At 69.7% G+C, this 24,531-nt stretch carries 27 protein-coding genes; 6 read left to right on the top strand and 21 right to left on the bottom strand.

Features of this window, described 5'->3' with window-relative positions:
• Nucleotides 1-75: 75 nt before the first annotated feature.
• Nucleotides 76-237: a hypothetical protein gene (locus RS883_RS15035; RefSeq protein ID WP_315760994.1), complete on the bottom strand. Its 162-nt coding sequence runs from the start codon at nt 235-237 to the stop codon at nt 76-78.
• A gap of 98 nt (nt 238-335) precedes the next feature.
• Between RS883_RS15035 and tgt the strand changes: the two genes are divergently transcribed.
• Together tgt and RS883_RS15025 are read left to right on the top strand one after the other, a co-directional pair.
• The gene (gene tgt / locus RS883_RS15030) at nt 336-1,493 is read left to right on the top strand and encodes a tRNA guanosine(34) transglycosylase Tgt (RefSeq protein ID WP_315760993.1); all 1,158 of its coding nucleotides are present in this window, start codon (nt 336-338) and stop codon (nt 1,491-1,493) included.
• Nucleotides 1,494-1,508: 15 nt separating this feature from the next.
• Nucleotides 1,509-1,724, top strand: a complete 216-nt coding sequence (locus tag RS883_RS15025) for a hypothetical protein (protein ID WP_315760992.1) — start codon at nt 1,509-1,511, stop codon at nt 1,722-1,724.
• A 73-nt stretch (nt 1,725-1,797) separates the two neighbouring features.
• Here the strand turns inward: RS883_RS15025 and RS883_RS15020 are convergent, their stop codons facing one another.
• The 11 genes from RS883_RS15020 to leuC form a co-directional block, all read right to left on the bottom strand.
• A complete protein-coding gene (locus RS883_RS15020) occupies nt 1,798-3,528 on the bottom strand; it encodes a M56 family metallopeptidase (protein WP_315760991.1) in 1,731 nt (576 codons plus the stop codon).
• The gene (locus RS883_RS15015; RefSeq protein WP_315760990.1) at nt 3,525-3,893 is read right to left on the bottom strand and encodes a BlaI/MecI/CopY family transcriptional regulator; all 369 of its coding nucleotides are present in this window, start codon (nt 3,891-3,893) and stop codon (nt 3,525-3,527) included. Before RS883_RS15015 ends, RS883_RS15020 begins: the two co-directional genes overlap by 4 nt.
• A gap of 259 nt (nt 3,894-4,152) precedes the next feature.
• Nucleotides 4,153-5,457: a glycosyltransferase gene (locus RS883_RS15010; RefSeq protein WP_315760989.1), complete on the bottom strand. Its 1,305-nt coding sequence runs from the start codon at nt 5,455-5,457 to the stop codon at nt 4,153-4,155.
• 41 nt (nt 5,458-5,498) lie between these two features.
• Nucleotides 5,499-5,828, bottom strand: coding sequence for a Grx4 family monothiol glutaredoxin (grxD, locus tag RS883_RS15005; protein WP_315760988.1), 330 nt, complete (start codon nt 5,826-5,828; stop codon nt 5,499-5,501).
• Nucleotides 5,829-5,833: 5 nt separating this feature from the next.
• A complete protein-coding gene (locus tag RS883_RS15000) occupies nt 5,834-6,070 on the bottom strand; it encodes a BolA family protein (protein WP_096343839.1) in 237 nt (78 codons plus the stop codon).
• Nucleotides 6,071-6,073: 3 nt separating this feature from the next.
• Nucleotides 6,074-6,397, bottom strand: coding sequence for a DUF1476 domain-containing protein (locus tag RS883_RS14995; protein ID WP_315760987.1), 324 nt, complete (start codon nt 6,395-6,397; stop codon nt 6,074-6,076).
• A gap of 78 nt (nt 6,398-6,475) precedes the next feature.
• Nucleotides 6,476-7,474, bottom strand: a complete 999-nt coding sequence (locus RS883_RS14990; RefSeq protein ID WP_315760986.1) for an NADPH:quinone oxidoreductase family protein — start codon at nt 7,472-7,474, stop codon at nt 6,476-6,478.
• Nucleotides 7,437-8,069 carry a 3-isopropylmalate dehydratase small subunit gene (gene leuD, locus RS883_RS14985; protein WP_315760985.1) on the bottom strand — a complete coding sequence of 211 codons (633 nt, stop codon included), beginning with the start codon at nt 8,067-8,069 and terminating at the stop codon, nt 7,437-7,439. Before leuD ends, RS883_RS14990 begins: the two co-directional genes overlap by 38 nt.
• A 2-nt stretch (nt 8,070-8,071) precedes the next feature.
• Nucleotides 8,072-8,887, bottom strand: coding sequence for an N-acyl homoserine lactonase family protein (locus RS883_RS14980; protein ID WP_315760984.1), 816 nt, complete (start codon nt 8,885-8,887; stop codon nt 8,072-8,074).
• Between the two features lie 66 nt (nt 8,888-8,953).
• Nucleotides 8,954-9,088 (bottom strand): hypothetical protein, encoded by a 135-nt coding sequence (locus tag RS883_RS14975; RefSeq protein ID WP_315760983.1) that lies wholly within the window; start codon nt 9,086-9,088, stop codon nt 8,954-8,956.
• 33 nt (nt 9,089-9,121) lie between these two features.
• Nucleotides 9,122-10,561: a 3-isopropylmalate dehydratase large subunit gene (leuC, locus tag RS883_RS14970; RefSeq protein ID WP_315760982.1), complete on the bottom strand. Its 1,440-nt coding sequence runs from the start codon at nt 10,559-10,561 to the stop codon at nt 9,122-9,124.
• Between the two features lie 97 nt (nt 10,562-10,658).
• On the opposite strand from leuC, the gene RS883_RS14965 reads away from it, so the two are divergent.
• From RS883_RS14965 to RS883_RS14950, 4 genes are all read left to right on the top strand, one after another.
• Nucleotides 10,659-11,213 carry a (2Fe-2S)-binding protein gene (locus RS883_RS14965; protein WP_315760981.1) on the top strand — a complete coding sequence of 185 codons (555 nt, stop codon included), beginning with the start codon at nt 10,659-10,661 and terminating at the stop codon, nt 11,211-11,213.
• Between the two features lie 106 nt (nt 11,214-11,319).
• The gene (locus RS883_RS14960; RefSeq protein WP_315760980.1) at nt 11,320-12,462 is read left to right on the top strand and encodes an RcnB family protein; all 1,143 of its coding nucleotides are present in this window, start codon (nt 11,320-11,322) and stop codon (nt 12,460-12,462) included.
• 74 nt (nt 12,463-12,536) lie between these two features.
• On the top strand, nt 12,537-13,220 hold the full coding sequence (locus tag RS883_RS14955) for a 2OG-Fe(II) oxygenase (RefSeq protein WP_315760979.1): 684 nt from the start codon (nt 12,537-12,539) through the stop codon (nt 13,218-13,220).
• Nucleotides 13,221-13,618: 398 nt separating this feature from the next.
• Nucleotides 13,619-13,867 carry a hypothetical protein gene (locus tag RS883_RS14950; protein WP_315760978.1) on the top strand — a complete coding sequence of 83 codons (249 nt, stop codon included), beginning with the start codon at nt 13,619-13,621 and terminating at the stop codon, nt 13,865-13,867.
• Nucleotides 13,868-13,972: 105 nt separating this feature from the next.
• On the opposite strand, the gene RS883_RS14945 is transcribed toward RS883_RS14950, so the two are convergent.
• From RS883_RS14945 to RS883_RS14905, 9 genes are read right to left on the bottom strand one after another with little or no spacing between them, the layout of a single operon-like run.
• Nucleotides 13,973-14,884, bottom strand: coding sequence for a hypothetical protein (locus RS883_RS14945; protein ID WP_315760977.1), 912 nt, complete (start codon nt 14,882-14,884; stop codon nt 13,973-13,975).
• 11 nt (nt 14,885-14,895) lie between these two features.
• Nucleotides 14,896-16,089, bottom strand: coding sequence for a CoA transferase (locus RS883_RS14940; RefSeq protein ID WP_315760976.1), 1,194 nt, complete (start codon nt 16,087-16,089; stop codon nt 14,896-14,898).
• Complete coding sequence (dctP, locus tag RS883_RS14935) at nt 16,086-17,126, bottom strand: TRAP transporter substrate-binding protein DctP (protein WP_315760975.1); 1,041 nt, start codon at nt 17,124-17,126, stop codon at nt 16,086-16,088. The genes RS883_RS14940 and dctP overlap by 4 nt, the downstream gene beginning before the upstream one ends.
• Entirely contained in the window at nt 17,123-18,412 is a 1,290-nt protein-coding gene (locus tag RS883_RS14930) for a 2-hydroxyacyl-CoA dehydratase family protein (protein ID WP_315760974.1), read from the bottom strand. Before RS883_RS14930 ends, dctP begins: the two co-directional genes overlap by 4 nt.
• Entirely contained in the window at nt 18,409-20,523 is a 2,115-nt protein-coding gene (locus RS883_RS14925) for a CaiB/BaiF CoA-transferase family protein (RefSeq protein WP_315760973.1), read from the bottom strand. Before RS883_RS14925 ends, RS883_RS14930 begins: the two co-directional genes overlap by 4 nt.
• Nucleotides 20,523-21,563 (bottom strand): 2-hydroxyacyl-CoA dehydratase family protein, encoded by a 1,041-nt coding sequence (locus RS883_RS14920; protein ID WP_315760972.1) that lies wholly within the window; start codon nt 21,561-21,563, stop codon nt 20,523-20,525. The genes RS883_RS14925 and RS883_RS14920 overlap by 1 nt, the downstream gene beginning before the upstream one ends.
• Complete coding sequence (locus RS883_RS14915) at nt 21,551-22,861, bottom strand: TRAP transporter large permease (RefSeq protein ID WP_315760971.1); 1,311 nt, start codon at nt 22,859-22,861, stop codon at nt 21,551-21,553. The genes RS883_RS14920 and RS883_RS14915 overlap by 13 nt, the downstream gene beginning before the upstream one ends.
• Nucleotides 22,861-23,340, bottom strand: a complete 480-nt coding sequence (locus tag RS883_RS14910; RefSeq protein ID WP_315760970.1) for a TRAP transporter small permease — start codon at nt 23,338-23,340, stop codon at nt 22,861-22,863. Before RS883_RS14910 ends, RS883_RS14915 begins: the two co-directional genes overlap by 1 nt.
• On the bottom strand, nt 23,330-24,445 hold the full coding sequence (locus tag RS883_RS14905) for a CapA family protein (RefSeq protein WP_315760969.1): 1,116 nt from the start codon (nt 24,443-24,445) through the stop codon (nt 23,330-23,332). The genes RS883_RS14910 and RS883_RS14905 overlap by 11 nt, the downstream gene beginning before the upstream one ends.
• Nucleotides 24,446-24,531: the final 86 nt, after the last annotated feature.

The following is a 24,531-nucleotide window of genomic DNA, read 5'->3' as shown; positions in this document are numbered from 1 at the left end:
GCGTTCCAGCCAACGTGCCGCAGCTGGACCCCGGCCTTCGCCGGCGTACAAGGTAAGGTCGGGAACGACCTCGTCCTACGCTCCGCCGATCCCCTCGACCACCCGGCCGGTGCCGTCGCAGGTCGGGCAGTCGCCGCCGCTCAGCCGGCCCGATCCGCCGCAATCGGGGCAGAGATTCTCGCCGGTGCCGGGGGTGCCGGGTTCGGCCTGGTCGCCGGGATGGGTGGGTTCGGTCATCGCTCGCCTCTCCTTGACCGCGTTCCAACGTCCGGATGGCGGCACAGGCTCCCTCCCGGCTTGGCAAGCGGGCGCGGGGCGGGCATGAGGCCTGCCCCATGCCGCCGCGCTTTGCCTTCACCATCCATGCGACCGACGGCCGCGCGCGCCTGGGCGAGATCGCGATGCAGCGCGGCACGATCCGCACGCCCGCCTTCATGCCGGTCGGCACCGCGGCGACCGTCAAGGCGATGAAGCCCAGCGATGTCCGCGCATCGGGCGCCGACATCCTGCTCGGCAACACCTATCACCTGATGCTGCGACCCACCGCCGAGCGGGTCGCGCGGCTGGGCGGGCTGCACCAGTTCATGGGCTGGGACCGGCCGATCCTGACCGACAGCGGCGGCTATCAGGTGATGAGCCTCGCCGAACTGACCAAGCGCAGCGAAGAGGGCGTGGCGTTCAAGAGCCACCTGGACGGCGCGCGGCACCTCATCAGTCCGGAGCGGTCGATCGAGATCCAGCGGCTGCTGGGCAGCGACATCGTCATGGCGTTCGATGAACTGGTGCCGACGACCTCGACCCGCGACGTGCAGGCCGCGGCGATGGAGCGGTCGATGCGCTGGGCCAGGCGCAGCCGCGAGGCGTTCGACGCCGGCGGCGAGCATGCCGGGCGAGCGGCCTTGTTCGGCATTCAGCAGGGTGCGCTGGACGAGAGACTTCGCCGGGCGTCGGCGGACGCGCTCAAGGACATCGGCTTCGATGGCTATGCCGTGGGCGGGCTGGCGGTCGGCGAGGGGCAGGAAGCGATGTTCGGCGTGCTCGACTATGCGCCGGGCCAGCTCGATCCGGCCAAGCCGCGTTACCTGATGGGCGTCGGCAAGCCCGACGACATCGTGGGTGCGGTCGAGCGCGGGATCGACATGTTCGACTGCGTACTGCCGACGCGCTCGGGGCGGACGGGCCAGGCGTTCACGCGGAACGGCCCGATCAACATCCGCAATGCGAAATTCGGCGAGGACCAGGGGCCGCTCGACCCCGCCTGCGCCTGTCCGGTGTGTGGCGGGTTCAGCCGCGCCTATCTCCACCATCTGGTCCGCGCGGGCGAGATCCTGGGCGCGATGCTGATGACCGAGCACAATCTCTATTTCTATCAGGCGCTGATGGCCGATCTGCGCGCGGCGATCCGCGCGGGGACGCTCGCCGACTTCGCCGCGGCGTTTCGGCGCGACTATCTGGCGGAGCGGCCGGCGCCGACAGGCGTTACGACAGGCTAGAGACGAGGAGAGGACATGGCCGACAGCGACGACGTGCCCGACAACGAGATCATGGCCGCGGCCAAGGACGCCAAGCGCGTCAAGGATCGCCGCTCCGCCACCGACGCCAACCCGCCGCCGGCCGAGGCGAAGAAGTGGCCGATCGCGACGGTCGCCGGGATCGGCATCGGCTCGGCTGCGCTCGCGGCGGCGCTGATCTATTCCAACCGGGGTGCCAAGAAGAAGGGGTGAGGACCGGTCGCCCGGCGGCGACCGATCTCATTCGTCATCTCGGTACGGGTTGGGGGAGGCGCCCGCCGCGCCCTTATTCTCCGTGGTCGCGCTCCATCTCGGCCAGCGCCTCGTCCATGCCCTTGAGCGCCTGATCGCGCTGTTCGGGGGTCAGGTCGCGGTCGGCAAGGATCGCCGAGCGGGCACTCCGGATCGAGCTGCGGGCGATCACGATCCCGCGCGTGCTGCTGGCAAAGGCGAGGCGCTCCGCATGCTGCTCGGCAAGACGCTGTGAGCGTTCCGCGTTCCGCTCCGCCAGCCGCGCGCTGAGTTCGGCGCGCTTCTCGGCGAGACGCGCGTTCGACTCCGCACGACGCTCGGCCCAGGCGGCGCTCTGCTCGGCGAGGCGCGCCTGACGTTCGGCCTGGCGCTCGATCAGCGCGGCGTTGCGCTGGGCGTCGTTGGCGCTGGCGACATCGCGCTCGATCCGATCGGTGCAGATGATCGTCACGCGCGTGCGACCGTCGGCGCTGCTCTGATGATAGCTTGTCGGGCCATTGCCGCCGCAGCGTTCGCTGCGCACCAGCGGAACCCGGATCGCCAGCGCGGCGCGGCGCGCGCCTTCGCCGGCCTGGCGCGCGGCATCGGCCATGCGGTGCGCGTCGGCGGTCAGGCGGGCGACCTCGGCCGCGTCGGCAGGATCGCCGCGGCGGACGATGACCGTGCGCTTGCCGTCCTTGCTGATGTGGATGACGCGGGGGGCGGCGGGCGCCTCGGTGGCTTCGGGGGCTGCGATCGCGGCGGGTGCCTCGGGCGCCGCCGCGGGCTCGGGCGGGAGCGGAAGCTGTGGCAGTTCGATATCGTCGATCGACACGCCCATCTTGTCCTCGACCTTCGCCTTCAGATTCTCGGCCGCGCGGGTGCCGGAGGCGGTGAGGGCGAGGCCGGTGAGCGTCAGCGCGGCGATGCCGGCGAACCCGGCGCGGGCAGTCTGGGGGCGGGGTTTCTGGTGCTGGGTCAGCATGCGGAGTCTACCTTTGATCTCGTTGACGGTGTGAAGGTGACATGCCGCCGAGACCGCGCCCCCATGCGCGCTCTTGACGATGGCGCGGCCATAGGCATGGCGCAGCGCCGCGTGACGACCGGCGAGCACGAGCGCATCGCAGGCCATTTCCTGATCCGCGCGAAAGGCGCGAAAGGCGCGCCACGCGAGCGGATTGAACCAGTGGAAGCCGAGCATCGCCAGCGCCGCCCAATTGGCGGCAAGGTCGCCGCGGGCATGGTGGCCAAGCTCGTGCGCGAGCGCGAGGTCGCGCTCGAGCTCGTCGTACCGTTCGGCGAAGTCGGCCGGGAAGGCGACGTATTTGCGCCAGATGCCGAAGGCGAGCGGGCCGGCGGCACCGTCGCTCTCGATCATCGCCACGCGCCCACCGACGAGGGAGGCCTGGCGGCGGGCGCCCGCCTTCATCCGGTTGCAGAAGCGCGAATAGGCGATGAGATGCCAGGCGACGAAGCCCAGGGCGCCGACGATCCACGTGGCAACGATCATTGTCGCCCAGGGCAGGCCCGCCTGGGGCGTCGCGTCGACCGCGACGGGCAGGTCGACATAATAGGCCAGCGCCTCGCTCGCCAACGCGACCGGCGCCACGCCCGCCTCGCGCCACTCGGCGGGCATCGGCGGCAGCAGCATCCGTAGCAGGGGAAGCGCCCAGAGCGCATAGGCGATCTGCGGCCCGACCGCGCGGCGCACGGGCGCGCGGATGACGAGAACCAGCGCCATCAGGAGCGAGGTCGCGACGAAGGTTTCGATGGCCCAGGCGATCATTGCTTGAGTTCCTTCAGAAGCGCCTCGATCTCGGCGATGTCGTCGCGGGTGAGTTCGTCGCGCTCCGCCATGTGCGCGACCAGCGGCGTCAGGCGGCCGCCGAACAGCCGGTCGATCAGCTTCTTCGACTCGCCCGACACGTAGTCCTCACGCGCGACCAGCGGCCGGTAGCGATAGCGGCGGCCGTCCTCTTCATGCGCGATGATGTTCTTGCCCAGGAGCCGGCCGAGCAGCGTCTTGACGGTGTTGACGCTCCAGTCGCGATCGGCGGGTACCCGCTCGGCGACTTCCTGCGCGGTCAGCGGGCTCTCGTCCCACAGGACCTCCATCACCGCATGTTCGGCATCGCTGATTCGCTCGGTCATCACTTCCCTCTCGACTACGGCTGTAATCGTACTGATTACGCTTGTAGTCAAGCGGGATCGTTAAGCGGCGAGCGCGGCTGTCGGCAGCGTTTACAATCCAGCGTGATGGTGGACGCGCGTTAACGAACGAACGTGCGGATTTCCGCGGGTCGGCACGTCTGGCACGGCAAATGCAACCTCACCGGCACATCCGACGCGTCCTGTCCGACGCTTCAAACCGGGCGGGTGTCCTCATCGGACGCCCGCCCACCCGGATGGTTCAGGCAGCCACCAACCCCGCAGGCAGCGCGGGCCGCGCCGAGGCGAAGCGGCTCGCCTGGCGGCGTGCCTGGCGATCGGCGCTGACCGCCATCGCGGCGGGATAGATGTCGTCGAACAGGCGCGCGAAGGTGCGATCCCAGCCGAACTTCGCCTCGACCATCGCGCGCGCGCGCCGGCCCGCTCCGTGCGGATCGCCGTGCCACAGCGCCGCGACGTTGCGCGCCATCGTCTCGACATCGTCAACGGGGCCGAGCAGACCCAACCCCGCGGGCACCCGGTCGGGCATCGCACCGCCGGTCACGCCGACGACGGGAAGCCCCGACGCCTGCGCCTCCAGCACGGACACGCCGAACGTCTCGTCCGCCATCGCCGAGACGTAGATGTCCGACGAGGCGAGCGCACGGGCGAGCTCGGCCCGGCCATTTTCGAAGCCGGGGAAGGCGATCGGCAGCCCGGCGGACTCGGCGACCAGCCGCTCGCGCAGCTTGCCGTCGCCGATCATCACCATCGCCGCGCCGAGCGCCGGCGGCAGGCGGCGGAACATGTCGACCAGCCGATCGGCGCGCTTTTCGTTGTCGATGCGGCCGGCATAGGCGAGCAGCGGACCATCGCCCGGCGGTAGGCCGAGCTCGGCGCGATAGCCCGCGTCGCGGCGAGCCGGACTGAACAGCGTCGTGTCGACGCCGAGCGGCAGGACCGACGTCTGATGGATGCCACGCTCGCCAAGCGGCTGCCGCGCTGCCTCGCTCAGCGTGTAGACCCAGTCGAACTCGCGATAGGTGATCTCGGCATAGCCATAGGACAGCCAACGCAGCCCGCGCCCCAGCGTCTCGCCGAACTTCTCCGCGCCGACGCGATAGACGTGCGCGTTGGGAAAGTCGGTGCGATAGCCCGCGACCAGTGTCGTTTCCGGAAAGGCGCGGCGGTGATGGATCGCCGTCCAGGGCAGCACCCAGGGGCACAGCGACTCGATTACGTCGGGCCGATACTGTGCGAGCAGGTTTCGGACGATGCCGGTGCGCAGGATGAAGCGGTAATTGGGACTGCCGCGCACGGGATCGGCGCCGACCTCCGCAAAGATGTGGCGGCCGTTGACCGTCACCCGATCCTCTGGCCCCGGCACGATCTGGAGCAGGTGGTGCGGCGTCTCGCGTAGCACATAGTCACGCTTTTCGCGCAGATACGTGCTGATCCCGCCGCCGCCGGCGGGGGAGTAGCTCTGCGTCAGGTCACACAGGATCAGCGGCGCGCCCGCGCGCAACCGACCCTCCGCCGCGAATGCGGCGCCGGTCTGCTGGAGCATCACGCCCCCCTCGTCTGTTGGCGGGCGCGCGGCCCCCGAATTCAGGCCTGCGCCGCGCCGGTTTCACCCAGGAGCGTCTGGAGTTCGCCCGACTCGTACATCTCCATCATGATGTCCGAGCCGCCGACAAATTCCCCGTGGACATAGAGTTGCGGGATCGTCGGCCAGTCGCTGAACGCCTTGATCCCCTGGCGTATCCCCTGATCCTGAAGCACGTCGACGCTCTCGAAATCGGCGTTCAGGTGATTGAGGATCGCCACCGCTCGGCTCGAAAAGCCGCACTGGGGGAACAGCGGACTGCCCTTCATGAACAGCACCACGTCATTGGCTTGGACGATCTCGCGCAACCGCGCCTGCACTTCATCGGTCATCACTGTCACTCCTTTGGCGCGGCGGTGGTGAGCTGGAGTGCGTGGAGCACGCCGCCCATCCGGCCGCCCAGCGCCGCGTACACGGTCTGGTGCTGCTTGACCCGGCTTAAGCCCTTGAACGCGCCCGACACGACGTGCGCGGCATAATGGTCGCCGTCACCCGCCAGGTCGGTGATCGTCACTTCCGCATCGGGCAGTTCGGCGCGGATCAGCGCCTCGATCTCTTCGGCCGCCATCGGCATGGATCAGGGTGCCTCTAGCAGCTGGCGACGCGCCTCGACCGTCTGGTCCTCCAGGGCCTTGCGCACCGCGGCCTCGTCGACGTCGATATTGGCGGCGATCAGGTCGCCATAGAGTTTGCGGATCACGTCCTCTTCGCCGGCTTCCTCGAAATCGGCCTGGACCACCGCCTTGGCATAGGCCTCGGTCTCTTCGGGCGTCAGCTTCATCAAGCCGGCGGCCCACTGGCCGACCAGGCGATTGCGGCGTGCGACGACGCGGAAGAGCATTTCCTCATCGCGCGCGAACTTCGCTTCGAATGCGCGCTCGCGGTCGTCGAACGTGGTCATCTGGTCTCGGCCCCTTCGTTACGCTTCTGTGAGGGGCGAGATAGGGGGGCGGTTGCGGCTCCGCAACGGGCGGCTACGTCAGGTCGTTTCGACGACGACCTTGCCGACCACCTCGCGCGTCGTCAGCGCCGCGATCGCCTCGCCGCCGCGGGCCAGCGGGAAGCGCTGGGTGACGCGCGGCGCGATGCGTCCGGCCTCCCACATTTCCAGCAGACGCTCGACATGCGCGGCATTCGTCTTGGGATCGCGTGCGGCGAACGCGCCCCAGAAGACGCCGCAGACGTCGCAGCTCTTGAGAAGCGTCAGGTTGAGCGGCAGCTTGGGGATGCCGGCAGGGAAGCCGACGACGAGATAGCGCCCCTCCCACGCGATCGCGCGCAGCGCCGGCTCGGTATAGTCGCCGCCGACGGGGTCGTAGATCACGTCCGCGCCCTTCGGCCCGACCGCCGCCTTGAACTGCTCGGCCAGCGCCTTGGAAGCTTCCTTGTCGAAGGGGCCGCGCGGATAGACGATGACGTCGTCCGCGCCGGCTTCTCGCACCGCCGCTGCCTTCGTCTCGGACGAGACGGCACCGACCACGCGCGCGCCCATTGCCTTGCCGAGCTCGACCGCGGCGAGCCCGACGCCGCCCGCGGCACCGAGGACCAGCAGCGTCTGTCCTTTGGCCAATCCCCCGCGATCGGCGAGCGCGTGGATCGTGGTGGCATAGGTGAGGAGCAGCGCCGCCCCCTCGGCGAAGTCGCGCCCGTCGGGCAGGCGGTGGAGCTGCGCGGCGGGAACCGCGACCTTTTCGACCAGGCCGCCATTGCCGATCACCGCGATCACCCGGTCGCCCGGTGCCCAGCCGGTCACGCCCTCGCCGACCGCCTCGACCACGCCGGCGATCTCGCCGCCGGGGGCGAAGGGGCGGGGCGGCTTGAACTGGTACTTGTCCTCAATGATGAGGACGTCCGGATAGTTGATCGCGCAGGCGCGAACGGCGACGACGACTTGTCCGGGGCCGGGTGCCGGATCGGGCAGCTCGGCCAGTTCCAGAGTTTCAGGTCCGCCCGGCACCCTCGACAGCAACGCCCGCATTTCGGCTCCCTTCCGCGATCCACGGGCGACTCTCACGAACGGTCGCCTCGAAATTCGAAATCGCGGTATCTTTTGCCAGCGTGATGCCGATCTCGTCCAGCCCTTCCATCAGGCACTGTCGGCGAAAGGGATCCATGTCGAAGGGGAAGCGGTCTTGATAGGGGGTGGTGACGCTCATCGTCTCCAGATCGACGGTGACGGCCGCCCCCTCACGCGCCACCTCGACCAGCCGGTCGATCGCGTCCTGCGGCAAGACGACCGGGACGATGCCGTTCTTCACCGCATTGCCCGAGAAGATGTCCGAATAGCTCGGCGCGATCACGGCGCGAACGCCCATGTCGTCCAGTGCCCAGGCGGCATGTTCGCGGCTGGAGCCGCAGCCGAAATTCTCGCCCGCGATCAGGACCGGGCTACCGGCATATGCAGGGTCGTCGAACAAATTGCCCGGCTCACGTCGCAGCGCCTCGAACGCACCCTTGCCCAGCCCCTCTCGCGTGACGGTCTTCAGCCAGTGCGCGGGGATGATGATGTCGGTGTCGATATTCTTGGCACCGAAGGGATAGGCGCGCCCCTCGACGCGGGTGACGGCTCGCATGGTCAGTCGAGTTCCTTGGGGAAAGCGGGTAGGGCGGCAAGGTCGCGCGGATCGTGCTGGATGACGACGCGCGCCTTCAGGTTCTTGGCGATGCCTTCGAAGCGATCGTGGCTTGCCAGCGTCTCGGCCCGGCTGGCGTTGAAGGTGGGCACGCCGCGCACCGGGCGGTTCTCGCGGAAGTGATACTGGTCGCCGCTGATGAGCACCGCGCCGTTGCGCGCCGTCCTGACCAGCAGCGCCGAATGGCCGGGCGTGTGGCCGGGCATCGTCAGCATCATCACGCTGCCGTCGCCAAACACGTCGCGGTCGCCGGTGACGGGCGTCACCTTGGCGGGACCATCGGTCCAGGGCTTGAGCGCGGCGCGCTGCGGGTCGTCGCCTGCCATCGCCTGGACGGCCGCCCAGTCCTTTGCGCCGATCAGGAGGTTCGCGTCGGGAAAGGCGCGGGCGCCGCCGGTATGGTCGGCATGATAGTGGCTGATGCCGACATGGGTGACGTCGGCAGGGGTGAGGCCCAGCGCCTTCAACCGCTCCGCGATCGGCTGGCCGGCGGTCATCCGGTCGGGCGCACGTGCCGCCATCTCGGCCGAGAGGCCCGTATCCCAGAGCAGCACGCCCTTGGGGTGGCGGACGATGAAGCAGCCCGCGGCGAACTCGCGCCGCTCGCCAGCGAACAGCATGGTGTCGTTGAAGCGGCCAAGGTCGGGCTGGACCAGCCTGCCGCATTCGAAGGCGGACAGACGGACGCCGGAAGGGGCCTGTAGCGGCGCCGCGCCGATCGTGGCGGCGGCGATCAGGATGGCGGCGATCAGGCGCATGGCATCAATTCCCCTTTGAACCGGGGCGGATGTGCCAGCCATCGCTTCGTCTGTCACGCGTGGGCGTCAGCCCTCGGCGACTGTGCTCGCCTGCTGGACGGGCGCGTCGCCCTTGGTGCGGACCTTGCCCGATGAGGCATAGGCCGCGGCCAGACCGGACATTACGGTGCCCGCGATCAGCAGGACCATCACTCGACGCATACCAACGACCCTCCCCGGGCATGTCCCCGGCCATTATCCGCCCGCGACCAGATCGCGCACGTCGGTCAGCCGTCCCGTGACCGCCGCCGCCGCCGCCATCGCGGGCGAGACCAGGTGCGTTCGCGCCCCCGGTCCCTGGCGCCCTACGAAATTTCGGTTCGAGGTGGAAGCGCAACGTTCGCCCGCGGGCACCTTGTCGGGGTTCATCGCCAGGCACATCGAGCAGCCGGGCTCGCGCCATTCGAACCCCGCCTCGGTGAAGATGCGGTCGAGCCCCTCGGCCTCCGCCTGTCGCTTGACCAGGCCCGAGCCCGGGACGACCAGCGCCTGGCGGATGCGGTCGGCGATGCGGCGCCCTTCGACGACGGCGGCTGCGGCGCGCAGATCCTCGATGCGGCTGTTGGTGCAGCTGCCGATGAAGACGTGCTCGATCCCCACGTCTTGCATCCGCGTACCGGGGGTCAGGCCCATATAGTCGAGCGACTTGCGCGCGGCGGCCTGCTTGGACGGATCGGCGAAGCTCTCCGGCTCGGGCACGACGCCGGTGATCGGCACGACATCCTCAGGGCTGGTGCCCCAGGTGAGCGACGGCGCGATCTCGCTGCCGTCCAGCACGACGCGCGCGTCATAGCGGGCGCCGGGATCGGTCGGCAGCGTCCGCCAATAGGCGACGGCGCGGTCCCATGCCTCGCCCGTGGGCGCCATCGGCCGGCCCTTGAGGTAAGCGAAGGTCGTCTCGTCGGGCGCGATCAGGCCGGCGCGCGCGCCGCCTTCGATCGACATGTTGCTGACGGTCAGCCGCCCCTCGACCGACAGGCCGCGGATCACCTCGCCGGTATATTCGATGACATGGCCGGTACCGCCCGCCGCGCCGATGCGGCCGATGATCGCCAGGATCACGTCCTTGGCACTGACGCCGAAGCCGAGCGTGCCGTCGACGCGCACCTCCATCGTCTTCGATTGCTGGAGGAGCAATGTCTGCGTCGCGAGGACATGCTCGACCTCGCTCGTCCCGATCCCGAACGCGAGGGCGCCGAGCGCCCCGTGTGCCGAAGTATGGCTGTCGCCGCAGACGAGCGTCGTGCCGGGCAGGGTGAAGCCCTGTTCGGGGCCGACGACATGGACGATGCCCTGCTCTGCATCGGTCGCGCCGATGTAGCGGACGCCGAACTCGGCGGTGTTGCGCTCGAGCATGTCGAGCTGCTGCGCGCTTGCTGGATCGGCGATCGGCAGGCGCCGGCCGGCGGCATCGACGCGGGGCGTTGTCGGCAGGTTGTGATCGGGCACGGCCAGCGTCAGCTCGGGTCGGCGGACCGGGCGACCGGCGGCGCGCAGCCCGGCGAACGCCTGTGGGCTCGTCACCTCATGCACCAGGTGGCGGTCGATATAGATGAGGCAGGTGCCGTCGTCCCGGCGCTCGACCAGATGGTCGGCCCAGATCTTCTCGTAAAGGGTGAGGGGTTTGCTGGCCATGGCGCGCGCCTTTAACCTTTTGCTGCTGAATCGCAAGTCGCCGAGCAACTTTGTGTCGCGCTGGCGGACGCCCATTGGCTTGCGCTAGAGCCGCATCATGACCCGGATGACCGTCAATAACCAGCCGATCCAGTATGCGCTGTCGCCCGACACGCCGCTTGCCTATGCGCTGCGCGACGCGTCGAACCTGACCGGGACCAAGATCGGCTGCTCGACGGGGGAGTGCGGCGCCTGCACGGTCGACATCGACGGGCGCGCGGTGCGGTCGTGCACCGTCGCGATCGGCGCGATCGAAGGAAGCTTCGTCACCACTATCGAGGGCCTCGCCCGCGACCGCGACCATCCGGTGCAGCAGGCGTTCCTGGCCGCCAACGTGTCGCAATGCGGCTTTTGCATCCCCGGCATGGTGATGGCAGCGGCGGTCCTGATCCGCGAGGTGCGCGATCCCGACGAGGAGGCGATCCGGCGCGCGATGTCGCACCATTGCCGCTGCGGCATCCAGCCGCGCCTGGTCGACGCCGTCCGCCGGGCGGCCTCGATCGAGCGAGGGGACGAGACGGTCGCGCCCGTCGCGCCGCCGGGGACCGATGCCCGCGATGCGGCACGCGGCGTGCCCGCGCTGACCGCGCCGACTCGCCGTCCACAAAGCTGACGATTTGCTGTCAGCGCAATTCAGCAACCGCTCACCGCATCTGGCATAGTTCGTGTTGCATGCGGGGCGCTCCGGCTTGTCGGGCCCCCGCCGGAGGAATTCGAAGATGAAGCGTAAGTTGATGCTCGCGCTTGCCGCCGCCACCGCACTGTTGCCGGCCGCGGCCATCGCGCAGGACCAGGGCGGCGGGCGCGAGTGGCGCCGCGCCGACAATGGTGCGCGCGCCGCCGCCCGCGCCGAACGCCAGCGCGACAGCGGCGTGGCGCTCGGCGGGCGCCCCGACTTCCAGCGCAGCGAGCCACGCCCCGCCTTCCAACGGCCCGAGCGGCCGCAGGGCGACGGCGGCCGCCGCTTCGGCAATGTGCGCCCGGCGCCTGGTGTCGAGGCGGGTGCGCGCGTCGGCGGCTGGCGCCGTGACGGTGGTGCCGGTGTCCAGGCAGGCGCGGGCGCACAGGCGGGCGGCTGGCAGCGCCCCGATCGCCCGCGCGGCGATTGGCAGCGTGCCGATCAGCCGCGCGGCACCGATAACCCGCGTCGCGGCTTTGCCGGCCGGCCGGAAGGGCAACGTCCTGATCGCCCGCAATGGCAGGGACAGGCACCACAGGGCACCAGCCCCGGCCAGCCCGGCTGGCAGCGCCCCGGCGCCGCGGCCGAGCGCGACCGCTGGATCCAGCAACGCCAGGATCGTGCCGGCCGCGACTGGAACCGCGGGGACGGGCGTCCCGGCAACGCCGCCGATCGCGACCGCTTTCTGCGCGAGCGCCAGGAGCGCGTGGACCGCGATGGGCGCCGCGACGGCGATCGCCGCGGCCAGTGGAACCGGGGCGACCGGCGCTGGTATGGCGACAACAATTGGGGTCGCGATCGCGACCGCGGCGACTGGAACCGAAATCGCGGCGATCGGAGCGGCTGGAACGTCGGCGGCTACAATCGCGGCGGCTGGGACCGGGACTGGCGGCGTGACCAGCGGTACGACTGGCGCGGCTATCGCCAGTCGAACCGCAACCTGTATCGCCTGCCGCGCTATTATGCGCCGTCCGGCTATTATGGTGGCTATCGCCGGTTCGGGATCGGCTTCACATTGAGCAGCGTGCTGTTCGCGCCCGATTACTGGATCGACGATCCGTTCAGCTATCGCCTGCCCGATGCCGATGGGCCGTATCGCTGGGTGCGCTATTACAACGATGCGCTTTTGGTCGATCTGGAGACCGGCGAAGTCGTCGATGTCGAATACGACATCTTCTGGTAAGTGATGGCGAGAGGCCGGTGCGGGAACGCGCCGGCCTCTTGCTTTTTGGGCGGGCGGCGCGGCAGGAAAGCGGCATGGCAACCGCAGCGAAATCCCCCGGCGGCCCAAGCCCCGCGCGCCGCACCTTCGGCCTCAACACCGCGGCCAAGCTGGAGGCGAACCCGCGCGTCACCAAGGTGCCGCTGGAGGTCGCGCAGGTCTATTACGTGCTCGACTTCCTCACCGACGAGGAATGCGCGACGCTGATCCGCGTGATCGATTCCGGACGGCGGCCGTCAACGCTGCTCAGCCAGGCAAAGGACCCCGGCTTTCGCACGAGCGAGAGCTGCGACATGGACCGCTATTCGCCGCTCATTCAGCCGATCGACGAGCGCGTCGCCGACCTGCTCGGTATCGCGCCCGAACATGGCGAGACGATGCAGGGCCAGCGTTACGCCCCCGGCCAGCAGTTCCGCGCGCACCACGACTTCTTCCACGAAAGCGAGCCCTATTGGGCCGCGATGCAGACGCAGGGCGGGCAGCGCACCTGGACAGCGATGGCCTATCTCAACGAGGTCGAGGAGGGCGGGGCGACCTGGTTCCCGCACGCGGGCATCCGCATCCCGCCGCGCAAGCGGATGCTGCTGATCTGGAACAACATGAAGCTCGACGGCGCCCCCAACGAAGCGACGCTGCACGAGGGGATGGCGGTGGTCGAGGGCACCAAATACATCTTCACCAAGTGGTTCCGCGAAGGAAGGTGGCTGAAGGCGGCTTGAGTTCCTTCGCTGGAGGGGAGAGGTGCTGAGTTCCTCCCCCGGAGGGGGAGGGGGACCATGCAAAGCATGGTGGAGGGGTAGTCGCCGCACGCGCCCGGTCGCGAACTCGTCTCATGCGGCCACCTACCCCTCCACCGTTGCTGCGCAACGGTCCCCCTCCCCCGCCGGGGGAGGATTTAAGATTGCGCTGTTCGAATCCGGACGGGGACGCGGTCGATTGCGGACAGGCTGGTCGGCGAAATGCGCCAGTCGTTGGCGGAGCGGGTGGCGAACTTTGCGAAGTTTGCCTCGCCGGCATCGTGAAAGCCGCAGAAAACCGTCATTCACCGAACTTGGCACGGTCCTCGCAAAGCTCCGGACAAGCAGGCGCATCGCCTGAACTTGTAGGGAGAAGCACCATGACCATCCGTTCGATCGCCGCCACCACCGCCTTCGCCGCCCTCAGCCTGGTCGCCGGCACCACCTTCTGCGCCGGCGTCGCGAGCGCCGAGGAAGTCACCGCCGCCGCAAAGCCCGCCGCGGTCGCCGCCGACGAGAAGGTCTGCGCCAAGGTCCAGCTGACCGGCTCGCGCATCGCCCACAATGTCTGCCAGACGCGCGGCGAGTGGATCGCCCAGCAGGGCGTCGATCCGATCACGCTGCGCTGACCCGCCGTACCCCGGCGAAGGCCGGGGTCCAGTCGGGAAGGCCCGGATGGGACAGCCAACGAAGGTTGCCCAACTGGACCCCGGCCTTCGCCGGGGTACAACTGCCTAGCGGATGTTCTTCCGCTCGATCGTGAGGCGCGGGTCTCGGCAGAAGCCGCAGTCCGCGCCCACGAACTTTGCCGCCGCCGCCTTGTCGCCCCACAGGCGCCAGTCGAGCCAGGCGACCACCACCTCCGCCGCAACGCCGCCATTGGGCTGCATGTACGTGCCGCCATGGCCGACGGGGATGTTGACCACCGCGGCCGGGATGCCCGCGATCCGGCGGTAATCGTCCATGCCGTTGGCATAGGCGATGTCGCTCGGGCCCCCGAGGACGTAGAGCGCCGACCCGCGCAGCCGCGCGACCGCGTCTTTGCCCACCTCGATCCCGGTAATCCGGCTGCCGCCTTCGTTGAAGACGCCGCTGTTCATCACGACGATCGTCTTCACGCGGGGGTCGTCCGCGTTCATCAGCGCCTGAAGCCCGCCGCAGCTGAAGCCCGAAATGGCGATGCGCGACGTGTCGATGCGTCCGCGATAGGGGCTGTCCGCGCGGCCATTTTCCGCGACCGCCCAGTCGATTGCCGCCTTTAGCGAGGAAGCCGGAGTCTGTGCCGACAGCTGGCCCGGCGGGCGAGCGGTGGGCGCCTCCTTCCGGGCGGCCGGATCGGGGATCGTCCCCGGCGCGATCGCCAGATAGCCGTGCGAGGCGATGTCGAGCAGGTGGTTGCGCGAACTCGTCCCGTCCGCGCTGCACCCGCCATTGCCGAACACATAGACGCCGAGCTTGCGCTTGCCGAGCGCCGACAGGTCGCCGGGGCGATAGACGACATGGTCAGGCAGGTTCGCCGCCCGCTCGAATCTGGCGGGCCAGCGACCCGAGCCCGGCGTCGTCACCGGCTCGGGCTTGGGCGCCGCGTCCTGAGCGACCGCGGGCAAAGCGAGCATCATCAGCGATGCGGTCAGCAACCTCTTCATCTTTCTCCCCTTCACCCGTTGGCGCGGCGGCGCTCGTTCGATCCTAGCCAGTCGAGCACTTCGGCGCGATGCTCGTCGAGCCGCGGCGGTGGCTGATCGACGCGCGGTCCGTCTTCGCGCATTGAGAAGCCGGCGTTGACGATCTCGGCCGCCTCGTTGCCGCCGGGCAGTCCGGCGATGGTGACGGGCAGCTTGGCACCGCGCCCGGCCAGATGCGGCAGCATCGCCGCCTCGTCGACGCCGCGGACCATGCCGCAGGGAATGCCCTTGAGGCTCATCGCCTGCTCCCACTCGGCGGCGGGGCGGCGGCGAAGCTCGGCGTCGAGCTCGGCCTGCATGTCGGCGGCATTGGCACGGCGCAGGTCGGGGTCGCCGAACCGCGGGTCGGCCAGCCAGTCGGTGCGGTCGAGGAAGCGCGCCAGCGCCTCGAACTGCGCCTGCTGGACGACGCCCAGCGACACCAGCCGCCCGTCGCCGCATTCGAACAAGGCGGCCGTGGGCTGACCGCTATAGCCGACATTGCCCGTCCGCTCGAGCGGGGTGCCGGTGACGAGGAAGGGAACCACCGCGGAGGTCATGAACGCGATACTGGCGTCGAGCATCGCCACGTCGATGAACTCGCCCGCGCCGCCGCCACGCTCACGCCGGAGCAATGCCGCCAGGATCGCGAACGCCGCGGTCTGGCCGGTCAGCGTGTCGACGACGGGAAAGCCCACGCGCATCGGCGGGTCGCCGGGATTGCCGCCTAGGCTCATCATCCCGCTGGTCGCCTGGACGATGTTGTCGATCGCGGGCCAATCGCGCAGTGGTCCGGACTGGCCGTAGCCCGAGATCGAGCAATAGACGATCGACGGGTTGCGCGCGGCCACGTCCTCGTAACCGAGGCCCAGCCGCCCGATCACGCCCGGTCGAAAATTCTCGACCAGCACGTCGCATCGGTCGACGATGCCGCGCGCGAGCTCCAGCTCGTCGGGGTCCTTCAGGTCGAGCGCGATCGACTTCTTGCCGCAGTTCACGCCGATGAAGGCGGGCGCCATCCCGTCATAGGCGCGGTCGGCGCCGTAATAGCGCATCGCGTCGCCGCGGCCGGGGCTCTCGATCTTGATGACCTCGGCGCCGAGCAGCCGCAGCAGGTGCGTGGCGAACGGACCCGCCATGACATGCGTGAAGTCGGCAACGCGGATGCCGGCAAGCGGCTGGCTCATGCGATAGTCCCCCTGCACGCGACACGGCCCCCCGGCCCGATACTCGCCGCCGCAAGCCGTGCGGTCGGCATCCCGTCGATCCCAAGCCGCTGCAGCTTCTCGACATTGCGAAGCGTATCGCGGGTATAGACTTGGGCGAACCGCGCCTGGTCGGCCGCCGGGATCGTCGTGAACGCGACGCCCTCTTCCGCGGCAAGCTTGCGCCCGGCCTCCTGTTCGCGCCGGTTCTCGTCGGCAAGTGCGGCTTCCCAGACGGCAGTGCCTTCGCTCAGCACCTGGCGCACCTCCGGCGACAGCTCGGCCCAGCGCTTGTCGCTGATCGCGCGCGCGGGATAGGCGCCGCGCGGGATGTCGAGGCTGGCGAAATGCTTGGCGATCTCGGCCAGGTGCAGCGACTTGAACGTGTCCTCGGGCGCGATCACGCCGTCGATCACGCCCTTGGCCATCGCCGAATAGACGTCGCCCATCGGCATGTTGACGGGATCGGCGCCTAGCTCGCGCAGAACAGGCAGGAGCTCGCCCGGCGCGCGGATGCGCAGGCCGCGCAGGTCGGCGATCGAGCGCACGGGCCGGTCACGCGTGACGATCCCCGGCAGCACGCCGCCCTGGACCGCGAGAATGTGGAGGCCGGCAAGCTCGCCCTGGATCTGCGGGCTGGTCGCCGCCATGCAGCGATAGAGCGCGACCTGATCCTCGATCGCGCGAACGCCCGAATAGAGGCCGGTCTGGGTGCGCAGCAGATGCGCGCCGCCCTTCACATAGATCGGCGTGACGAGGCCGATATCGGCAACGCCGTGGCGAAGCTCGGTCATCGACTCTTCGGAGGAGAGGAGCCCCCCCGACCAGTTGGGGCGGATGCGGATGCGCCCACCCGATCGCTGCTCGACAAACTTCATCCACGCCTGGTCCGCGCGGCTGAACGGATGGCGCGGGCTGTAGGGAGAGGCATAGACCAGCTCGGTCACGCCCGGCGGCGCCGCACGGCCGCACCCGGCGAGCGCCAGCGCCGCGGCAAGGACTAGGCCCGCCCGCTTCATGCGAGGTCGGCCTCGCGAAGGAAGTCCTCGACCTGGCCGACGACGCGGTCATGGTCCCATTTGCTCGCATCGACCATGTCGGCATCGAGCGCGAGGACGGGCACGCCAGCTGCCCTGAGCGCGCGGATGGTGAGGTTGGTCCCCGATTGCGACAGCCGGTTGCGCGGGGGCATCAGCACGACCGCGGCGTCGATGCCGCACCGCTCCGCCTCGCTCACCATCCAGCCGTTCATCCAGGGCGGCAGGTGCAGCACCTCGTTCATCGAGCAGATGCGGCTGGCGAGCGCCTCCATCGGCTTGCCCTTCATCTCGCGGATATACTGCGGGCCGGCGAAGGGCATGTACATCGACCAGACGAACACCGCGCCCAGCCGCGCCTCCAGCGCCTGATAGAAGCCCGGATCGTGCCACAGTCCGGCGCCGATCCACATCAGGCGAATGCGCTCATTGTCGCTCGCCGCCGCGCCCGCGGCGACGCGCTCGGCAACCTCGTCGCGGAAGCGCTTGGCATGTGCCACCGCCCAGTCGGAACCGCGATGCCATTGCGGGATCATTGTGTTGGGCATCTGGTCGGTGATGCCGACGGGGCAGGGGCGGGCGGCGCCGATCATCGTCGCCGCTTCCGCAATATAGCCCTCTTGCTCGTTGATGCGGTGCATCAGCGCTTCGAGCCGGTCCATGTCGAAGCGGCGGCCGGTGCGCGCCTCCAGCACCGCGATCATCTCGTGCAGCTCGTCGACCATCAGCGCGATGCGGTCGGGCTGATAGACCCGCTCCCACTCGGTCCGCGAGGAGGCGAACCAGGCGGGGTCCTTGTCCTCCCAGGCGGGCGCCTCCATCGGGAAGAACTCGGTGCCGAGCGCCTCTGCCCAATGACCGAACACCCCCTGGATGCAATCGCAGGTGAGCCGTGCGACGAGCATCGTCGGCTTCGGCATCCCACCCCAGGGCGCGCTGGCCGGATCGTCGGCGAGCGTGCAGGCAAGGCCGAGCGAGCAGTATTTGCAGCTGTTCTCGGGATAGCCCTTGTCGGTCAGCGCCTTGAAATAGCGGCCGGACAGCTGCTTGGCGGAGATGTAGGCCGACCACCACTGGTTGCTGACGATGGGGATGTCCATCGCGTGGAAGATCTCGTGCGGGGTATCCGCCTGCGCGACGACGAAGGGCTCGCCCTCGTCCACCACGCGCCGCTTGAGGTCGGCGCCGAACGCCTTTTGATAGGCGGTGGCGTCGGCGGTGCAGGCGAGCAGCTTGCGGCTGCGCTGGCCGGTGGCTGCGGTGGTCATCGGAACAGTCCTTCGGCCATCAGGCTTTCGAAGCGGTCGGGCGCCATGCCGGCAAGATCCACCGCAATGTCGCGCGCATGTTCGCCGATCGCGGGCGCGCGGAAGGGTTCGGGCTTGTCGCGCGAGAAGTCGATCGGCGTGCGGACATGGCCGAAAGCCCCAAGCGCGGGATGGGGGAGCGTCACCAGCGCGCCGCGTGCGGCAAGCTGCGGATCGACCATCAACTCCTCGATATCCTGCACGACGCCGGCGGCGAGACCGAGCTGCTGGAGCTGGTCGGTAAGCGCATGCGCCTCCTGAACGGCGGTCCAGGCGGCGATGTCCTCGCCGCCCGCCAGGCCGGTGAGCGTCCGCCATTCGGCTTCGTCCCGCGCGCCGATCGCGATCCAGCGATCCTCGCCGATCGTCGGATAGACGTCCTGCGCGTACCAATCGGGGTCGGCATTGCCCATGCGGTGCGGCGGCGTACCGCGCTGTTCGGCCATCAAGGCGCCGCGCATCTGCTCGACGCAAATCTCGTACATCGACGCGTCGATGTGGCAGCCGGGGCCGCCTTCGCGCCGGCGGGCGAGTGCGGCGGCGACGCTGGCGGCCATGACGAAGGGGACGATGACGTCGCCATAAGGCACCGCCCCCGGCACGACGGGATCGCGATCGGGCCAGCCGGTCAGCGCGGTGCGGCCGGACAGTGCGCCGCCCGTCCCGTCGACGCCCCATTCGTGCGCGAGCGGCCCGGTCTGGCCATAGACGCTGCCCGACACCATCACGATGCCCGGATTGCGCGCGGCGATCGCGTCATAGTCGAGGCCGAGCTTGGCCATCGTGCCCGGCGAGAAATTCTCGACCACCACGTCGGCCCAGTCGATCAGCGGCCCCAGCACCTCCATCGCCTCGGGCCGCTTGGCGTCGAGCGCCAGACTGTGCTTCGAGCTGTTGAGGTGCGCGAACCACGGCTTGTCGTCGAAGCTGTCGGCGCGCGAGGCGGCGACCTGGACGTCGATGCGCGACAGGCACGGGCGGGTGCGGCTTTCAACCTTCACCACCTCGGCCCCCAGATCGCCGAGCGTCTTCGACGTGATCGACCCGACCAGCGCCCAGGAGAAATCGAGCACGCGAACGCCCGCGAGCGGGCCGGGGCGCGTTGCCTCTGCGGCCGGGCGAACGGCTGCGGCGGGACCGTCGCGGAGCGCGACATAGCGGCGCGGCAGCTTGGCCCCCGCTTCCTCGGTCCAGAAGTCGCGAGCAGCGAGATGCGGATCGGCGAGCACATCGGCGGGCATCGCGACGACACAGGCGTTGATCCCGCGGCGGCGGCCCTCGGTCGCGATCTCCGCCTTGGTGCGGGTCGAGAAGAACGCCTCGATCGCCGCCTCCCAGGTGGCGCGGATCGCAGGGTCGAGCGTCGAGCGGTTGTACTTCAGCCAATCGGTGCCGGCGAGCGGGTTGGGCATCCCGACCTCGTCGATCCAGTCCGACAGCCCCTGATTGGCGGGCGCGCCGAAGCGGCCGGTCATCAGCGAATGGAAGCAATGCCCGTCGGCAAGCGGCCAGATGCACCGCACCGTCGCGCGGCCATAGTTGAGCGCGCCGCCGCTCCGCGCCAGCTTGCGCTGGTCGAACTGCCAACTGACGATCGAGCTGACGCCGCGGTTGAACGCCGCCTCCTGCACCGACACGTCGACATGCTGGCCGTGACCGTGCGCGACCCGTGCATGATGGGCCGCCATCGCGCCCGCCGCGGCGATCATCTCGGCATGGAAGCCGCAGGCGTCGAGCGCTTCTTTGACCGGCCGGCGGTAGGGATTGCCGGTCAGGCGCAGCGTGCCGCCCATCGCCGAGGCGACGAGCTCGCTGCCGCGCCAGTCGCGGCGCGGGCCGTGGCTGCCGAAGGGGGTGACGGAGACGTGGACGAGAGCGGGCAACTCGCGTTCGATCCGATCGCGCGGCCAGCCGATCGCGGCGGCGGTGTCGGGACCGGCATCGTCGATCAGGAAATCGGCGTCCTCAAGCCGCTCGGTCGACTCGGCACCCAGCGACTGGAGGTAGCGCCACAGCGGACGCCCCTCCATCGTGCCGAGCGCGAGCACGCGGCGGCCGGCGAGCAACGTCATCAGGTCAGTCCTTCGAGAAAGCGGGCGATCGTGTCGCCGGCACCGTCGCGGCCATGCCAGGCGCGGCGCGTGAGAATGAGGTGCGGGATGCCGGCGGCATCGAGCGCGGCCGCCTGGGCGGGAAGGTGCCAGGACAGCGCCTCCTCCTCCTCGATCAGCCACAGGATGACGGCGTCTGCCTTCGCCTCCCGAGCGGCGGTGACGATGTGCGCAGCGCGGTCGCCGAAGCCGCGCTTGGCGGCCGAGGCGGCGCGCGCATGCGCGGCGATGGCGGCGGCGGGGTCGCTCGCGTCGCCGATCGGCGCGCCGAGCCGGGCGAGCGAGAGCGGGTGATCCTCCGCGACGATCGCCCAGCCGGTCGCATCGACCGCGGCATGGAGCGTGTCGTCGGCGGGTGCCGATCCGGCGAGGAGCACACGTCCGGTCGCGGCGGTGCCGGCCTCGGGCAGCGGCAGGTCCTCGACCGGCGCATAGAGGCTGGCGCGGGCAAGGCGTTCGTAGCGGGCGCCGTCGCCGACGCGCGAGGCCTGTGCCGCGGCGAGCCACTCGCGGCGGTGGTCGGCGTTGACGATGCCTTCCGCAAGACCGGCGTCATCCACGCCGAGCTGCTCCGCCAGCTTGCGGACCGCGCGTGCGGCGTGCGCTTCGCTCGACGGCCGTGGGATGAATGCGGCGTCCCAGATCAGCGGGCGTGGCCCCTTGAGCTCGCCGACACGCTGGAGTTCGCAGATATAGTAATAGAGCCGCTGCGCACTGTCGTCGCCGCGGCCGAACACCACCGCTTCCATGAAGTCATAGGCGCCGTCGGCCCAATCCTCGATCATCGCCCAGACATGCGGACCGAAGCTTGGCTCCACCCATTGCTGCGATCGTTCGCTGGGTTCGGCGACACGCCAGGGCAGATGGACGGCGGTGAGGCCGGGCGCGGCGAGCACGTCGGCGGGCACGTCGCCGACGAAGCCGATCGCTCGCGGCGCCTTGCGCGCGTGCGCCATCGGATCGGCGAGGATCGCCGCGACCGCGGTGTCTAGCTCAGCCATTGCGGCAGGCCCAGGGCGATGACGGGGAACAGGATCAGCAGCAGCAAATGGATGAGGTCCGACACGAGGAAGGGCATGACGCCGCGGAAGATGCGGCCGATCGGCACGTCGCCGGCGATCCGCTGGATGACATAGAGGTTCATGCCGATCGGCGGGTGGACGAACCCGATCTCCATCGCGCGGACGAGGAAGATGCCGAACCAGATCGGCGACAGTCCCAGGCTGGTGACGATCGGCAGCAGGATCGGCGTCGTCAGCAGCATCAGCGCCAGCCCGTCGAGGACAGAGCCGAGCAGGAGCAGCAGCACCGCCATGATGATGAGCGTCATCGTCGGCCCACCGCCCGCCGACTTGACCGCATCGCCCAGCGAGTCGGCCAATCCGGTGGCGCTGACGAACACCGAGAAGATCAACGCGCCGACGACGACGATGTAGATGAGCCCGCTGGTGCGCAGCGTCTCCTCCATCGCGGTGCGCATCGATGCCCAGGTGAGACGGCGGCGAAAGGCCGAGATGGCGATGGCGCCGGCGACGCCGATCGACGCGGCCTCGGTCGGGGTGAACCAGCCGATCGCGATGCCGCCGATCACGAGCGCGATCAGCGCGAGCACGTCGGCGACACGCGCGAGCGCGGCCCAGCGCTGCGGCCAGGGCACGCGCTCGCTGGGCGGGGCGAGGTCGGGCTTCCAGCGGACGATCAGCGCGATGACGAGGAGGTAGAAGAGGAACTGGGTAATGCCGGGGATCAGCGCGGCGGTGAACAGCGTGCCGATCGACTGTTCGGCGATGATGCCGAACACGATGAGCGCGCCCGAGGGCGGGATCATCTGGCCGAGCGTCCCACCCGCCGCGACGCTGCCCGTCGCCAGCGCATCCGAATAGCCACGCCGCCGCATCTCCGGCAGCGCGACCAGACCGATGGTCGCGGCGGTGGCGAGGCTCGATCCGTTGATCGCGCTGAACGCCGCGCAGCCGCCGACCGATGCGGAGGCAAGGCCGCCGCGGCGATGCCCGATCAACGACGCGGCGGCGTCGAACAGGTCGCGACTGGCATTGGCCGAGAAGCACAGATGCGCCATCAGGAGGAACAGCGGCAGCGTGCCGAGCTCGTAGCTGGTCGCGGCATGAAGGAGCGTCACGCTCGACTTGATGAGCGCCGGCTCCAGTCCGCCGAGCACGATCGCGAGGCCCGCGACGCCGACGAGGCCCAGCGAAGCCCCGATCGGCACCCCCGCGAGCAGCAGGAGGAACAGGATCGCGACCCCGGCCATGCCGGTCGCGGGGGTGGCGAAGCTCATCATCGGCGCACCCGCCCGATCGCCTGCGCGGCAAAGATCGCGGCGACCGTCAGCGTCGCGGCGACGAGCACGAAGCGGAGCGGCGCATAGGGGATGTGGAGCAACTCGCTCTCCTCATGTCCGCCCATCATGTCCGCCGCGACCCAGCCACTGCCGATCGCGAGCGCGAGGAAGAACAGCGCCGACAGCGCGGCGGCCACGCGCAGGACCACGCCCTTCGCGCCGGGCGACAGCCGATCGACGACGAGATGGACGACCGCATGCGACCGCGCGATCGTGGCGACGATCATCCCGGCGCTCGCCGACACGACAACCGCGGCCTGGACGAGCTCGATCGAGCCGAGCAGCGGCAGCTTGATGTGCCGGCCGATGACGGAAACTACGTCGACCGCCATCGCGAACAGCAGCGCGACGCCGCCGACGATGCTGAGCAGGCGGACGGTGGGGTGGTGGGCGCGGGATCGGCGTTCATGCCGCACCCTCCAGCAACAGCGGGGCAGGGGGCAAGCCTGCCTCTCGCCCAATCGCGGCGACATAGTCGTGAATTTCGACAGCGCGCGCACCCGTCGCCAACACCGGTCGGCCGGGCGGTAGCACGTCGACGGCGATCATGCCGGTGCGCAGCGTCCCGTCCGCCTCGATCTCGACCGTCCCTAACATCGCGTTGACCGCTTGGGGGTGAAAGGGGGCAAGGGGATAGGCGGGGTCGGGCTCGAACCCGAACAGCCGCTTGCGCCGCTCCGCCCATTCGGCGCGGGCGGGATGGTCCTGATCGGGCGACAGCGCGCGCGTGACGACGCAGGCGTTGCCGAGGCCATGGAAGATCGGCTTGCCGCGATAAAGCTCGATCCCGCGGACGATGTGCGCGTGGTGCGCGGCGACGATGTCGGCGCCTGCATCGATCGCGGCGTGTGCGACCGGCCGCTCATAGGGGGCGAGCCGCGCGGGTGTGTGGACGATCCCCTTGTGCAGCGCCACGACGATCAGGTCGGCCTCGCGGCGGAGCGCGGCAATATCGGCAGCGAGGATCTCGGTCGCTTCCAACGTCAGTTGGACGAGATCGGCGGCGGGGGCGACCGGCGATCCGTCAGACGTGGCAATCGGCAGCGATGCGAAGCCCGCGCAATCGGCGGTCGCGACGCCCGCTGCCGGCCCCACGCAGTTGTAGCTCAGGAAACCGATGCGCCAGCCCTTGCGCTCGATGACCGCGGGCGCGCGGGCGGCGGTCAGGGTCGCGCCGGCGCCGGCATGGGCGATACCGCTCGCATCCAGGCCGGCGATCGTGTCGGCGATCCCCGCCGCGCCGCAATCGGCCATGTGGTTGCCCGCGAGCGAGACCATGTCGATGCCCGCCCGCGCGATTGCGGACAGGTGCGCAGGGTCGGCGCCGGGCGCCGGCACGTCGCCGTCGAACGAGGAGGGCGCATGGGTATGCGGGACTTCCAGATGCGCGATGCTGAGGTCGGCGCGTTGGAACGCCGGCGCGATCCCCGACAGCCAGTGATCGGGATCGGGTTCGTCGAGCACGAGGTCGCCGGCCAGTACCAGCTTCAGCCTCTCGCGTGCCTCGCCTGTCGCCACCATCCGCTCCCGCCCTGCGTGCTTCCCCTTGCATGACAAAGGGCGCCGCTGCTCTACTGACGGCAGCGCTAAAGATCACAGGTTTGAGC

Source organism: Sphingomonas sp. Y38-1Y, from assembly GCF_032391395.1.
Taxonomy (GTDB): domain Bacteria; phylum Pseudomonadota; class Alphaproteobacteria; order Sphingomonadales; family Sphingomonadaceae; genus Sphingomonas.
This window is presented reverse-complemented; position numbering and strand designations above follow the sequence as displayed.